This is a genomic window from Calothrix sp. CBUCES-K 9914, assembly GCF_059640475.1.
On sequence record NZ_JBXXZH010000249.1, the window covers coordinates 1 to 13,169 of the forward strand.

16 protein-coding genes are annotated in these 13,169 nt (G+C 38.6%); 13 read left to right on the forward strand and 3 right to left on the reverse strand.

Features of this window, described 5'->3' with window-relative positions; translation table 11 throughout:
• From AC2JBO_RS35850 to AC2JBO_RS35865, 4 genes are all read left to right on the forward strand, one after another.
• Nucleotides 1–184, forward strand: a 184-nt coding sequence (locus tag AC2JBO_RS35850; RefSeq protein ID WP_496958405.1) for a hypothetical protein, incomplete at its 5' end; no start/stop codon positions are given.
• Nucleotides 185–198: 14 nt separating this feature from the next.
• A complete protein-coding gene (locus tag AC2JBO_RS35855; protein ID WP_496958406.1) occupies nt 199–837 on the forward strand; it encodes a hypothetical protein in 639 nt (212 codons plus the stop codon).
• A 72-nt stretch (nt 838–909) separates the two neighbouring features.
• A complete protein-coding gene (locus AC2JBO_RS35860; protein ID WP_496958407.1) occupies nt 910–1,272 on the forward strand; it encodes a hypothetical protein in 363 nt (120 codons plus the stop codon).
• Between the two features lie 80 nt (nt 1,273–1,352).
• Nucleotides 1,353–2,000 (forward strand): hypothetical protein, encoded by a 648-nt coding sequence (locus AC2JBO_RS35865; RefSeq protein ID WP_496958408.1) that lies wholly within the window; start codon nt 1,353–1,355, stop codon nt 1,998–2,000.
• 141 nt (nt 2,001–2,141) lie between these two features.
• On the opposite strand, the gene AC2JBO_RS35870 is transcribed toward AC2JBO_RS35865, so the two are convergent.
• Entirely contained in the window at nt 2,142–3,707 is a 1,566-nt protein-coding gene (locus tag AC2JBO_RS35870; protein WP_496958409.1) for a YcjF family protein, read from the reverse strand.
• A gap of 121 nt (nt 3,708–3,828) precedes the next feature.
• On the opposite strand from AC2JBO_RS35870, the gene AC2JBO_RS35875 reads away from it, so the two are divergent.
• Together AC2JBO_RS35875 and AC2JBO_RS35880 are read left to right on the forward strand one after the other, a co-directional pair.
• Nucleotides 3,829–4,494, forward strand: coding sequence for an SDR family oxidoreductase (locus tag AC2JBO_RS35875; protein ID WP_496958410.1), 666 nt, complete (start codon nt 3,829–3,831; stop codon nt 4,492–4,494).
• Between the two features lie 29 nt (nt 4,495–4,523).
• Nucleotides 4,524–5,501: an alpha/beta hydrolase gene (locus AC2JBO_RS35880; protein WP_496958411.1), complete on the forward strand. Its 978-nt coding sequence runs from the start codon at nt 4,524–4,526 to the stop codon at nt 5,499–5,501.
• A gap of 10 nt (nt 5,502–5,511) precedes the next feature.
• On the opposite strand, the gene AC2JBO_RS35885 is transcribed toward AC2JBO_RS35880, so the two are convergent.
• Entirely contained in the window at nt 5,512–5,952 is a 441-nt protein-coding gene (locus AC2JBO_RS35885; RefSeq protein WP_496958412.1) for a secondary thiamine-phosphate synthase enzyme YjbQ, read from the reverse strand.
• Nucleotides 5,953–6,195: 243 nt separating this feature from the next.
• Between AC2JBO_RS35885 and AC2JBO_RS35890 the strand changes: the two genes are divergently transcribed.
• Complete coding sequence (locus tag AC2JBO_RS35890; RefSeq protein WP_496958413.1) at nt 6,196–6,600, forward strand: fasciclin domain-containing protein; 405 nt, start codon at nt 6,196–6,198, stop codon at nt 6,598–6,600.
• A gap of 272 nt (nt 6,601–6,872) precedes the next feature.
• Nucleotides 6,873–7,691, forward strand: a complete 819-nt coding sequence (locus tag AC2JBO_RS35895; RefSeq protein ID WP_496958414.1) for a hypothetical protein — start codon at nt 6,873–6,875, stop codon at nt 7,689–7,691.
• Nucleotides 7,692–8,024: 333 nt separating this feature from the next.
• On the opposite strand, the gene AC2JBO_RS35900 is transcribed toward AC2JBO_RS35895, so the two are convergent.
• Entirely contained in the window at nt 8,025–8,315 is a 291-nt protein-coding gene (locus AC2JBO_RS35900; protein ID WP_496958415.1) for a hypothetical protein, read from the reverse strand.
• Nucleotides 8,316–8,748: 433 nt separating this feature from the next.
• Between AC2JBO_RS35900 and AC2JBO_RS35905 the strand changes: the two genes are divergently transcribed.
• The 5 genes from AC2JBO_RS35905 (at nt 8,749) to AC2JBO_RS35925 (ending at nt 12,949) form a co-directional block, all read left to right on the forward strand.
• On the forward strand, nt 8,749–9,219 hold the full coding sequence (locus AC2JBO_RS35905; protein ID WP_496958416.1) for a hypothetical protein: 471 nt from the start codon (nt 8,749–8,751) through the stop codon (nt 9,217–9,219).
• Nucleotides 9,220–9,229: 10 nt separating this feature from the next.
• Nucleotides 9,230–10,240, forward strand: coding sequence for an AAA family ATPase (locus AC2JBO_RS35910; RefSeq protein WP_496958417.1), 1,011 nt, complete (start codon nt 9,230–9,232; stop codon nt 10,238–10,240).
• Between the two features lie 16 nt (nt 10,241–10,256).
• Nucleotides 10,257–11,426: a vWA domain-containing protein gene (locus AC2JBO_RS35915; RefSeq protein WP_496958418.1), complete on the forward strand. Its 1,170-nt coding sequence runs from the start codon at nt 10,257–10,259 to the stop codon at nt 11,424–11,426.
• 148 nt (nt 11,427–11,574) lie between these two features.
• Nucleotides 11,575–12,582 carry a HEAT repeat domain-containing protein gene (locus AC2JBO_RS35920; RefSeq protein WP_496958419.1) on the forward strand — a complete coding sequence of 336 codons (1,008 nt, stop codon included), beginning with the start codon at nt 11,575–11,577 and terminating at the stop codon, nt 12,580–12,582.
• Between the two features lie 16 nt (nt 12,583–12,598).
• Complete coding sequence (locus AC2JBO_RS35925; RefSeq protein ID WP_496958420.1) at nt 12,599–12,949, forward strand: hypothetical protein; 351 nt, start codon at nt 12,599–12,601, stop codon at nt 12,947–12,949.
• Nucleotides 12,950–13,169 lie beyond the last annotated feature (220 nt).

Consider the following 13,169-nt stretch of genomic DNA (forward strand, 5'->3'; position numbering starts at 1 on the left):
GACATTCGTAATTGGTTTGCTCATTGCTGTTATTGTACCTCACCAGCTTAGGAAAGGCTATATAAATGCTCTCACCAACAAAAATATTGAAAAAAAGTTTTTTAGCAGCGTGCATAAACTATACAACCCTTACATAGAAGTGAGTGAAGGGAACAAAACCCATAGTAAACAAACTAACTTATAAATTAAGTAAATACAATGAAATTACGTCAACTCACTGGTTCTTTAATTGCTGCTGCTACTCTCTTTGCTTCCGCTGTACCTGCTAGTGCTAATCCTTTTGGAAATGCAAGTGGTGGTGTATTTAAACCCATCCCCGTAGGTAACGCAGCAGGGAATGCTACTAGTACACCTGCAAGTACTCCTAATGGTAACAGCGAAGTTCAAGGTTTAGGAGATCATCAATCTTGGGTTGACCAAAAAACGCTAGCGAATGACCCGCGCGCTTTATGTAGTGATGTTAGCTTGGGTAATAACACCCGTACAAGCGCAACTGAACTGGCACTAGCAAACTCTACAAGCACACGCTCAAGTTCTTCAAAAAGCCATAATGACGGTGGTGGAGGTGGTTTCAATGTTCTAGGAATTGTCGGTGCCAATGGTAGTGGTAGTAGTCAAGGTAGCCAAAATAACAGCGATTCTAAAGATATTCGCAACAACCGCAACGAGAAAAATAGCAGCAGTTCTTCCACAGTAGCTAAAGGTAAAAACTGTGATGCATTTGTAAATTCTGCCGCAGCAAGAGATATGAATTATCAAGATAACCTCACCCGTCGTTACGAAATTAAAACAGGGCGCCGAGGTCAACAAGTAAACCAATTATTAGAAAATAAATAATCCATTAAATGTAGAGACGTGACATGTCACGTCTTTGATCAACGCAATAAAGGTAACCATCCCAATATAACCATGAAAATTCAATCAAAAATTGTATTTGCCACATGTTTAGTTTTATGGGCGCCTAACCTAAGAGCAAATGCACAAAAACTAAATATTGCTGATTCTCAAATTCTTCCCTACATAATAGATAATCCTAATAGTACAAACTCAGTAATTCGTATACTTTGCTTGAATAAGGGTAGAGACGAACGAAGCTTTATTCGAGACAGGTTACTGGAAACACCAAATTATATAACGATTGAAATTGAAGGCAATTGTCGTAGTGTCAAAATCAGATTGCCAAATAACTCCTACACCGACTACGAACCGCCACAAGGAAACTACTGGCTTTATCGTGAAGGTTCTGGATGGAATTGGTTAAAAAGAAAATAAACAACAGGCGCCAGACATATAGATGAATGAAGCGATACACACCTTATTAAAGATTACTTACATATAAAGGACTAAAAACTATGAAAAAGCAAATGTTATTGAGTTTAGCTTGTATTTCTTTACTAACTTCTATACTACCAGCTAACGCTCAAACTGTAAAAAATCCAGCAAAAACGCAACCTCAAGCCGTTGTTACTCCAAGTCAACAAATTTCAATTCCTCAAGATACTGCAATTATAGTTTCATTCCCGGCGCCTATTACTGTAGATGTAGGACAAAAACAAGAATTTCCTTTAACTGTTCCTTTAGCACAAGCAATTCAAGATAGCCAAGGTAATGTATTAGTACCAGAAAATACTCCCGTAACTATCGTTCTTAAACCTGCTAAGGGCGGCGCCAAAATTATTGCTCAATCATTGGTAGTAAAAGGTAAAATAGTAAAAATTATTGCCTCAAGCCAAGTAATTCCCGGTACTACTATTACCAGTAAACGCGCAAACGATAAAGCTAGAGAAACTGGTTCTATTTTTGGTAGACTCGGCGGTAGTGTTATGGGATTTATGGGACAAGGCGACCCTGAACAGTTTGATAGAGGTGCCATGCTAGGTAGCGCGGTTGGTATTGTTTCAGGTTTACGTACTGAAGAAAATACTCGTATCGTCCAAATTCCTCAAAGCAGTGTTTATGTATTATCTCTGGAGGCACCCATCACTTTATCCGCAAAATAATATGTTGTCCACTTGTGTCAGCGCCAAAACATTCGGATTTTACGTTTAAATTTTTGAAAGTAAATTAAATTAATTAAAGAATTTTCTGCGGGATTTTGGCAAATAATTGGTAGCTGACCCTTCAATTGTACTACAACCTTATTATTTATCTAGTTTTTCATCGACTTCATCCATCACAGCAGTAGCTTTATCTGCTAATGGTTTTACTACTTTGGCTATTGCTTCTTGGATAAATGCTCTTACAAACTCGTCGCGACGGTTAAGTTGAAATTGACGCTGTACTACTTCGGTCATTCCACCATCACCCCAGTCTTGGTCATTACGAAAATACTCAATAAAGCTTTTACCTGCTATTCTCGTTAAATAGGCAGCTGTTACACCTTGAATTGCTCTACCTATTACAAATGTACCAATGTTGAGTTGTAGCGCTGTTGATAGTAATTCTAAGGCGCCTTTTACAATACCCAAACCCGCGATAGTTTTGGCAAGTGAAAGTGCAAGTTCGCGTCCACGTTCGGTATTTAATTCACAACCATATATTCGCCCAATTTCTACTACCATTTGAGCGTTTACTGCTGCTGTTGCTAACAAGTCTACTACTGGTAATGGTGTAACTGATACTACACCTGCTCCTATCCATTGGAAGCGCTCGACTATTTTATCGGCAGTACGGCGCCGTTGGGTATCAATAAGTTTACGAGCTTCTTCTCCTAAACGTAATGACTGTAAGAGAATATTATCGGCAACTAAATCTTCTCCTTCGGCTCGTAATATTGCTGCCATTCTACGTAATAATGGTAACACTTCAGGCTCTGGTTTAATAAGTTCGCCGTTCTCTAATTCAACAGATTGAGGATTTGCGGAAATTGTTACTACGTCGTTTGTTGAAATAAACCCACGCACGCGCTCACGTAACCTTGCGACTATGGCTTCTTTGTCTTCGTCTGTGTATAAATCAGTTTTGTTGAGAACCAGAATCGAGCGTTTACCTATTTCTGCTAAAGCTTTTAAAGGTTGATATTCTGAACGTCGTAAATCATTATCTACTACAAATAATAATAAATCGGCTTCGGTTGCTAACCCACGCGCGAGTTGTTCTCTTTCGGTTCCTGCTACTCCTGCTTCTAAAATACCAGGTGTATCAGTAATCAAAATCTTACGTTCCAACCCTTTCAACCGCAAACAGTAAGTTTCACCTACGGTAGTTGTACCCATTGGTGCATCAACTCTGCCAACCATCCGCCCCATTATGGCATTTACAAGCGATGTTTTACCCGCGCTTCCTGTACCAAACACCACAACCTGAATTTCTCCGCGCGCTAAGTTTGCCTCAATTTCTTTAGATTTACTTAATAATGCTTGACGTGTAACTTCGTCTTGTATTTGGGAAACTTGCTGACGCACAGCTTGCAGCGTTGAAGATGCAGCTTCGGACTTTGCAGCAGGAATTTCAGCAGGTGTAACACGGCGCCGCTCTCTTGCACGGCGTTTTTGATCACCGTTTTGAATTACGATGACATAGTAAACAAATGCTGCGATTAGTGCCCCCACCAAGAGAACAAGCAGTAATAACAGCAAGTTGCCCAGCAAGGGAGAAGAGTAAGACAACTGCCAGTAAAGTCGGGAAAGTGAGTCAATCAGCCACAAGCTCATAGCCAGAATGACGATTAAACCTACAATTAGGGTAACTAGGCGCGACAGGGGCATGGATAATTAATACTTGGGGGATGTTATGCACGGTTGATGCTCTAATATTAATAGTTTCTAGCATTGGAGTGGCAACAATCCCAGTTTCTATTTGTACAATAATTATTAATCGCGATTAACAATGACAAGTTCAATTTTTTTAGCTGGTGCAAGTCGTGGTGTTGGTAGGGAAATTGTTAAGTGTCTCACCACACAAGGTCATCACGTCACCGCGTTGCTGCGAAGCGAAGCATCCCGCACGGAGCTTGAAGAAATGGGTGTTTCTGTTGTGATCGGAGATGCGATGATACCAGATGACCTTAATCGTGCGATACAGTCAAAATCGATTGATGTTGTAATTAGTACCATCGGTGGTTTACCTCAAGATGGCGTTAAACCTGACTATCCAGGCAATAAGAATTTAATTGATGCTGCGGTTGCTAAGGATGTGAAAAAATTTATACTAGTAACCTCAATTGGAACTGGGAACAGCGTCTCAGCACTTTCTCCTCAAACTTTAGCAGTATTGCAACCAGTATTAATCGAAAAAGATAAAGCTGAACAGTACTTAATTAACAGTGGTTTGACGTATACTATAGTTCGTCCAGGTGGTTTAAAATCAGAACCAGCTACAGGTAACGCTGTATTAACGGAAGATACTCGTATAATTGGAAGTATCCATCGTGCTGATGTTGCCGCAAAAGTTTGCCGTACTATAGATACGCGTGCGGACAACAAAATTTTATCGGCAGTAGATAAAAATATGTTATTTGGGCAGTTTGAATTCGAGATATTCGATTTGAGTTAATATATTTATTTTCTGATCTCAAGAAGCCTATGACTGTTCGCGCATACTTTGAAGTTACGAAAATACCAAACTTTCAACCCCCCTTTGATACAATTTTCTTAAAAGTTTTTTACCCAGCAGCAGAAATAAGCAGCGAAGAGGCAAAAGCATCTTTAACTTTACCAGCAAATCCAGAGAAGGCGCCTTTTCCAGTTGTAATATTTTTCAATGGGTATAACTGTGAAAGTTTTGTGTATCAATGGTTGGCAGAAAGTCTTGCCGAACGTGGGTTGGTAGTAGTGACATTCAATTTTGTTGCAGAAGAGTTTGCAGGAAATGTAAATTTAACACCGGGTGGAGATTTTGCTGCATTAAAACCCGATGTTTATGGAACTAAAGCAACAAGTGTAACGTTATCAACGCTGCTTTTTAAACTCGAACAGTTTCAAACGCAAGGAGTTCTCGCAGGATTATTAGATTTAGAACGTATTGTTTTAGGTGGACACTCTGCTGGTGGTAGGATTGCAATTGAAAACGCGAATCCGCAAATTTTTCCTCAAGTCGTCGCTTCCTTTGCATACGGTACACACAGCATGGGTTATATTATACAGGGTTATCCACCTAATACAATCTTACCACTACCAGATAAATTGCCTTTATTACTTTTGGGTGGTACTAACGATGGTGTTATTGTATCGAGCAGTGAAATGTACGCTGTTGAAGAACTTGATGCAACTACACCTGTAAGGCGTACTTGGAGCGAAGGTGTTATCGGTGGTCGAAATGACAGCTATGTTCTTTTATTAGAGGGAGCAAATCATTTTGCAATTGCACATCCTCTCGATTCTACCACCGCTAGAAACTCTGTTGATTTTCCTCCAGCTCAACCTGTAGAATCAACTCGTTGGTTAATAGCAGAGACTATCGGTTTATTTATCGGCGCCTATGTCCAAAAGCAAACTAGTGCATTGGAACCACTTCAACAGCTTTTACACGAAAATTCATTAATTAATTGGGATTGTAAATAAAATACATCAACTATTCTCCGGAAACTTGGCATAAAACAGTACGGTTACGGGCACCGTCTAATTCAAAAAATAAAATAGATTGATAAGTGCCCAAACCCAACTTTCCATCTACAATTGGAATAATTTCAGCATTATTGAGCATCATCGCCATTAAATGCGAATGAGCATTTCTTGGCTCATCAGGCGGAATATTCGGTCTTAAGTGTAAATCATTGTGTAAATAACGGTCGTTTAATGGCGCCAGTTTTTCTAAAAATACTTTAATATCTTCCAGTAATCTTTTTTCGTTCTCGTTAACAGCTAATGCAGTAGTTGTATGACGAGAAAATACTAACACATAACCATTTTGTATGCAAGTCGATGCCACAACTGATTCAACTTGTGGAGTAATGTTGTGAATATTTATACCTTCATGCGTTTCAATATCAATTATTTTGTTAATTACAGCCATATTAATTCGACGCCAATAAAGTTAAATCTATCATTAATATAAGCAACAAATACATATTTTAATATTAGTTAAATCTTAACTAATATTTTTACCTCTACCCAAAGATACAAAGTATAGTTAAGTTTATATTAACGTTTTGTTATCGCAGTAATTTTATTAATTTAACCTATCTAAAGATAGATATTCAGAATACTAAAGACAATGTTAAGTTCGTAACGAAATATACAATAAACCACCAAACACATGGCTGACATCGTTGATACCGCTGTAAGTGCAGGTTCATTTAATACTTTAGTTGCAGCAGTCCAAGCTGCTAATTTAGTAGACACCCTCAAAGGCGCCGGACCATTCACAGTGTTTGCTCCTACTGATGAAGCATTTGCAAAATTACCAGCAGGTACAGTTGACTCACTGCTTCAAGACATTCCCCAACTTACAAAGATTCTGACTTATCATGTTGTGTCAGGTAAAGTACTTTCAACAGATGTAGTGAAGCTTAGTTCAGCTGCTACCGTTGAAGGAAGCGAAGTAAAAGTTGACGCATCCAATGGTGGTGTAAAAATAAACGACGCTACTGTTGTTACACCAGATGTTGAAGCTGATAACGGTGTTATTCATGTTATCGATACAGTTTTGATTCCTGCTTAAATGAAGCGCGCGGGATAATTACTATTATTTTAGGGCAGCAATTATAAAGAATTGCTGCCCTTATTTTCGTCTCTATAAGCATGTGATACGATAAAAATGCAAAAGAAAGAAAGCTTATAAAATAGCCTTTTCAACCATTTAAAATGGTCGCTTTATTTCCGCCATTATGTACTAGCATCTTGAAAACCTACAAGAGACAAATAAATTGTTAACGTTGAAATTGTTGCCTTTCAACAGGGAAAAATAAATAGTGAAGGTATTCAAGTAAAGATATGCAACCTGCACTATTAGAAGAAATACTGAACAATAGTACACCTGTAGAACGGCTTCTGGAACTAGCTTCATACGATGGTACACCAGCAGAATGTTTATGCTCCCTAGCAAAAAGCCGTCATAACAGAGTTATTGAAGCTGTCGCTCAAAATCCTAACACACCGCCACACATACTAGAAGAACTATTTGGTAAATACCCAATTGAAGTATTAAATAATTTAGCTATTCAATTACTCATATTAGAAACTCCTAATCTTTTAGATAAATTGGTTCCAATTGAGCATGTTAATTGTGACGTTATCTTTGAGTTAGATAATTTACCAGACTTTTTTATGAATTGGGCAATAAGCCATCCAAATAAACAAGTTCGCTTTTATGTAGCAAAAAGCTCTAAAACAACACTAAGATATTTAGGAATACTATCACGGGATAAAGACGAAAGTGTTCGCCTAACAGTTGCATTAAATCCAGTAACAACTCCTAGCCTGAGTAAAATTATTTTAGAACAATTAGCCTTTTCTAATGATTTTGCTATTCGCTGCTGTGTTGCAAGAGAAACACAAAATACATATATACTAAATCTATTGGCTCTTGATAAAAATTTACATGTTCGTTGGGAGGTAGCAGAAAATAAGTTTGTACCACCAACAGCTTTAGAATTCTTATCAAAAGATACAGATATTAATGTGTTACGCTTAGTAGCAGAAAATCATAATACACCTAATTACATTTTAGAAGTTTTAGCACAAGATCAATATGAAAAACCTTTTAATGAAGGTATTCTAATTTTATTTTTGGTATTTCAACTTTATATGTAACGGGCAGGGATGCCCGTTCCACAAGATACATCACAAGATATATATTTTATTTTATAAGAAACTAATTCTACAAGAAAGTTTTTGATACAGGCGCCTTTGTAGCGTATGTAGCTAGTAATTCAATGTTTAACCATGTAAAATAATACACTTAATATATACGTATATAAATGACACCGACTTGACTCACAACTGTAGAGGACAAGGAAAATTACGATGCATCAAACTCCTCTGGAATAGGGCATTGATGTGACGGCGCCACCTAAGTTGCTACGGCAGTTGGCTCTTGATAATGATGTTGCTGTTCGTAAGGTGATAAGAAAGTAAAACTTGCGATTACAACGCGCGCTGATTTGCCTTATGTCTTTTGTGAGATTCTTCTGTCGATTTTAATTCTCCAGCAACAAAGCTGATCACGCTATTCGCATGACGCTTATTTACATTAAAACTTTGTTGAATCTGAGTGTTTAGCTTACTTTTATCCATGCCGCTTTCCAAGCCAATCAACGCCATCTTTGACATGTCAAAAGCAACTAGCGAGAATTTTTCTAACATCTCGATTGCGCTCTGCTCTTTGGCAAGTCCGTTAGAAATTTGAGTGACGTAAGACTGGTAGATTTGCGGCATTGCTATTACCAATACACTTATGTACTATATGTGTATATAAATCAAATAATGTGGAGATGTCAAGTTGATTTAAGAAAATTAACACTGGGGACGGCTTTACAAGTAATGACATGCATGAAGCTAGGCCATTAGCTATAACGAATAAAACCTGGAGTCATCGACAATTACATAAGCGTACACTTTCTTATGAACACTACGTACACGTACATGCAGGAAATTGCGTTTTATGTCCGTAGGAAATTGTTAGGGAGCGTGATGCTACCATAAGCGATTATTTCTAAGTCACAGTCTACCCATATTGAGTAGATTTGGTAATATATGGACAATAATTATCTAACTGTTTCTTGCCCCAGCATCTGTTCTTGGACATATAGCTGAAACTTGTTCCCATGACTTACTAGTTGCCCAGTATCCAAATGCTAATCGTGAATTATTGCAGCAAGTACTGTGGCGCGATGCATCTAAGGAAGTACGGTTAGCTGTTGCTCATAATCCAAATACGCCAAATTCTGTGCTAGAAACGTTATCAATGGACACAGAAATAGAAGTTAGACGGGCAGTTGCGAGCCATATTAACACACCTGCCAATGTTCTAGAAATGTTAGGTCATGATTGGCAGTGCAGTATATTCGTTGCTCAGAACCCAAATACACCTGTGAAGGTATTGGAGTATCTAGCGCGTTTAACTGGGTTTAACTGGTTGTTGCTCGCACATCCTAATACTTCAGTAGAAATGCGGCAGACATTAATTGCAGCATTCGCTAAAAGTTACATTGAGTTCGACCGTCTTTATGCTACTCGACATCCTGATATATCAACCGATATTTTAATCGAGTTGTCTAGGGATAACAACCCAGAAGTTCGGAGTGCAGCACTTCAGGCTCTAAAAAAACGTAATATCTAAAATTAAAATTATGACACCTAGCCAACTCAAAACCTATTTAAATAACTTGGTTGCCAAAAATCTTCAAATCAGTACAATGATTTGGGGTCCTCCAGGTATTGGTAAATCTAGCATTGTCGGACAACTCGCACAAGAACACGAAATTAATTTTGTCGATTTGCGTTTGTCACAACTGGCGCCAACTGATTTACGTGGACTACCTGTTGCAGAGGATGGTATTTCCAAGTGGTTTCCACCTGAGTTTCTACCTCGTGATGGTAAAGGTATTTTTTTCTTAGATGAATTAAATATGGCGCCACCTGCGATGCAAGGAGTTGCACAACAATTAATTTTAGACCGTCGAGTCGGTAGTTATACTGTGCCAGAGGGTTGGTTTATTTGGGCTGCTGGAAACCGTAAAGAAGACCGTGCAGCAGTATTTGACATGCCGGCGCCGTTAGCGAACAGATTTCTACATTTGGAAGTCGAAGTAGATTTTGATAGTTTTAAAGCATACGCATTGGAAAAGCAACTACACGAACAAATTATTGCATTTCTCTCGTTCCGTTCCACGTTGCTACACAAAATTGACCCTCAGCAACCTGCATTTCCAACCCCGCGTTCCTGGGAAATGGCGAGCCATCTACATTATGCTGGACTTGATACTTCTCCCGCTGTTGGTAAAGGTGCAACCGCTGAATTTACAGCTTACTTGGAAGTTTACCAAACTTTACCTAGCTTGGCGCCTATTCTCGAAGGTAAAGGTAGTAAGATAGCTTTCCCAAAAGAACCAAGCGCGCGATATGCAACAGCTATCGGTTTAACAGTACGCGCGGCAGATGCAAAACAAGGATATAACGCTTATAAGTGGCTGAGTAATAAAGCTGCAACAGAGTGGGTACAGTTTTTCATTGCTGACTTGTTACCAATGATGCGTACCAAAGGTCATATGGGTGTTTTCGCGACCTTAGCCAAAGAAGACAACGATTTACAGAAATTTATTCAGGAATATTACCAATTAATCGGTATGAGCAAATCTTAAATCCCTCGCATTTTTTATGACACAAGATATTCAAAAATTGATTAGCGCTTCACTTATACGGTTGCGAACAAAGTCACCGTTTTTTGCGACTTTGGCTTTGTTCGCGCGTTTTATTAATGCTCCCCATTATCAAACTGCTGCAACCGACGGTAAGGATATATACTATAATTCAGAATTTTTACTTGCTCTACCACCCGCACAACTCGATGGAGTCTTGCTACACGAGGTGTTGCACGCTGCATTACTCCATGTACCTCGTCGAGGTGTACGCGACGCTATATTATGGAACTTTGCTGCTGATATTGTTATTAACGGCATTATTATGCAGCAAGGTTATTTTGAACTGCCAGAAGGTGGTTTGCGTGACAAGAAGTTGGAACATCTTAGCGTTGAGGAAATATATGAGATTCTTTCTAAAGACGCAGAAAAATATAAGCAAATGTGGGAAGCTGGTGGTGCTGGCCTAGCTGATTTACTAGAAGCCCCAGACGGTGATTCAAAAGATGGTTCAGGTAACGAAGGCGACAGTATGTCTAGCGCGCGTAGAGCAGCATTAGAAGCACACTGGCGTAATGCACTACAACAAGCAGCAGTAATTGCTCGGTCATCAAAACAAGGTAATATACCCGCAGGTATTGAGCGCGAATTAAGTAATGTTACAAAACCACAGATAGACTGGCGCTCGTATTTGTGGCGTTATTTGGTTCAAACACCAACCGACTTTACTGGTTTTGACCGTAGGTTCGTTGGACGGGGACTATATTTAGAGGCATTACAAGGTGAGTCAGTAATAGTTTACGTTGCGATTGATACTAGCGGCTCGATTGGTGGCGAAGAACTGGGGCTATTTTTGAGTGAGGTTTGCGGTATCTTACGTTCTTACCCTCACCTTAAGTGTGAGTTATATTACGTTGACGCTGATGCTTATGGCCCCTACGAACTTAATCCTGATAGTCCCTTTCCAAAACCACAGGGAGGAGGGGGTACATCATTTATACCATTCTTTGACAAAGTAGTAGAACGCTGGGACGGACACGCACAAGCAGTATGTGTTTATCTTACGGATGGATATGGTCTTTTCCCTGAAGAGGCGCCGCAACTACCTGTGTTATGGGTAGTCACACCAGGTGGAATGAATTTAGAACAATTTCCGTTCGGCGAAAGCGTCCGTTTATTATCTGCTTAGATTATTATTTGCTCAGAAAGTGAGTTTCTTAAAAATTTGATGAATTAGATTCTCGAAATTGTAAAAGTTTTCGGGAATCTAAGTCTTATTAAAATTCGTGGGAATAATAAAAGGTAAGAGCAACAAACCCTTACATTATTCCAGTCCAATGAAACAAGCTATTGAGAAACAAGCAATTAATGCGACGACCCCTTCTGAAGAACTTAGGAAGTTAGCAGACACTCATAATGGATTAGTCCGTAAACTCATTGCAAGCAACCCAAATACACCCCCAGATTTACTAATAGAACTATTTATTGAATTTCCGCACCAAGTACTCAAAAATCCTGTTATTGAGCTTCTTTTGCTCGAAAATCCTGATTTTTTCAAAGAGTTATATCAAACTAACCCTTATATTTTTAATGAAGACACTTTACCGTCATTATTCCTTGAATGGGCAGTAAATTGTTCAGATGAAGGAATTCGTAAAACCGTTGCTGGTAATGAGAATACATCTCAGTTTTTTTTAGCACAGCTTGCTCAAGATACAAGTTTAGATGTACGTTATCAGGTCGCGGCAAATCATCGTGCTAATACCGACACGTTGACACAGCTAGCAGAAGATAAGAGTAAAAAGGTTCGTCTTGCAATTGCAGAAAATCCCCATACTCCCGAACGCGCGTTATTAGAGCTTGCAGCAGATAAAAGTTATGAAGTTCGTGCGAAGATTGCAGAACACACCAAAACACCAAGTCATGCGTTAGAGAAATTAATCCAAGACATAAATGGAATAGTCCGCTTCGGGGCCGCTCAAAATCCTAATACTCCTCAACACGCTGTAAATGAATTACTTGAAAAGCTGATGAAATGTGATATTAAAATTATTCAAGAATATAAATTACCCGAATCATTTTTAGAATGGGCTGTTAATCATCAAGATACCAATATACGTGTTGCAGTAGCCAGTAATTCAAACACACCTCAAAGCTTACTGATGCAACTCGCACGAGACGAAGAAATTTGTGTTCGTACAGCCGTAGCAAAAAACACTAAGTCAAGTCGTAAAACTTTAACAAAACTAGCTCAAGACCAAAACGAAACGATTTGTTTTATTGCAGCTTGGACACTCAAAGAGCGCGTAGACTACTACTTTGACTATGATGAAAATCCATTTTAATTAATATTTATTATTATTGGAAAATCCTAACTTTTATGAAGACCTTTGTTGTAGAAATCTTTATGTTTTTATAGATTATGAGTTACCTTCCTTTTTCATAGAGTGGGCAATTAAATGTTCAAACGAGGTAATTCGCCAAAATTTAGCGAGAAGTAAATTAACACCAGTATGGGCTTTGGAAAGACTTGCAGAGGATAAATTTGCTGAAACACGTTTACGTGTTACACAAAATCAGAATTGCCCTACTTCACTTATTGAAAAATTAGCAAAAGATGAAGAGGTGAGTGTGCGTTGTGGTGTAGGTACCAATCCAAAAACACCACATATAATATTTGTTTTAAGTCAGCGCAGAAACTGCTTTCTCTAGTTGATGCTTTACAAGAAGAGGATGATGCTTATTATCTCGATTTAAAAGAAATTATTAAAAAGTTTAGCCCTCGTTTTACGTAAAAATTAATAAAGTATTTTAGCTTGTTATTAAGACAGGGCGTGTACATACAAGTATTTTAAAGTTGCTTATAATTTTAATCCCCCCTAGCCCCCCTTAATAAGCAGGGCTGATTCGTTCCCTAAAAATCTTGAAAAAT

Excerpts from the sequence above, each read along its gene's own strand:
- AC2JBO_RS35855 (WP_496958406.1), top strand. The coding sequence starts at position 199 with ATGAAATTACGTCAACTCACTGGTTCTTTAATTGCTGCTGCTACTCTC.
- AC2JBO_RS35860 (WP_496958407.1), top strand. The coding sequence starts at position 910 with ATGAAAATTCAATCAAAAATTGTATTTGCCACATGTTTAGTTTTATGG.
- AC2JBO_RS35865 (WP_496958408.1), top strand. The coding sequence starts at position 1,353 with ATGAAAAAGCAAATGTTATTGAGTTTAGCTTGTATTTCTTTACTAACT.
- AC2JBO_RS35870 (WP_496958409.1), bottom strand. The coding sequence starts at position 3,707 with ATGCCCCTGTCGCGCCTAGTTACCCTAATTGTAGGTTTAATCGTCATT.
- AC2JBO_RS35875 (WP_496958410.1), top strand. The coding sequence starts at position 3,829 with ATGACAAGTTCAATTTTTTTAGCTGGTGCAAGTCGTGGTGTTGGTAGG.
- AC2JBO_RS35880 (WP_496958411.1), top strand. The coding sequence starts at position 4,524 with ATGACTGTTCGCGCATACTTTGAAGTTACGAAAATACCAAACTTTCAA.
- AC2JBO_RS35885 (WP_496958412.1), bottom strand. The coding sequence starts at position 5,952 with ATGGCTGTAATTAACAAAATAATTGATATTGAAACGCATGAAGGTATA.
- AC2JBO_RS35890 (WP_496958413.1), top strand. The coding sequence starts at position 6,196 with ATGGCTGACATCGTTGATACCGCTGTAAGTGCAGGTTCATTTAATACT.
- AC2JBO_RS35895 (WP_496958414.1), top strand. The coding sequence starts at position 6,873 with ATGCAACCTGCACTATTAGAAGAAATACTGAACAATAGTACACCTGTA.
- AC2JBO_RS35900 (WP_496958415.1), bottom strand. The coding sequence starts at position 8,315 with ATGCCGCAAATCTACCAGTCTTACGTCACTCAAATTTCTAACGGACTT.
- AC2JBO_RS35910 (WP_496958417.1), top strand. The coding sequence starts at position 9,230 with ATGACACCTAGCCAACTCAAAACCTATTTAAATAACTTGGTTGCCAAA.
- AC2JBO_RS35915 (WP_496958418.1), top strand. The coding sequence starts at position 10,257 with ATGACACAAGATATTCAAAAATTGATTAGCGCTTCACTTATACGGTTG.
- AC2JBO_RS35920 (WP_496958419.1), top strand. The coding sequence starts at position 11,575 with ATGAAACAAGCTATTGAGAAACAAGCAATTAATGCGACGACCCCTTCT.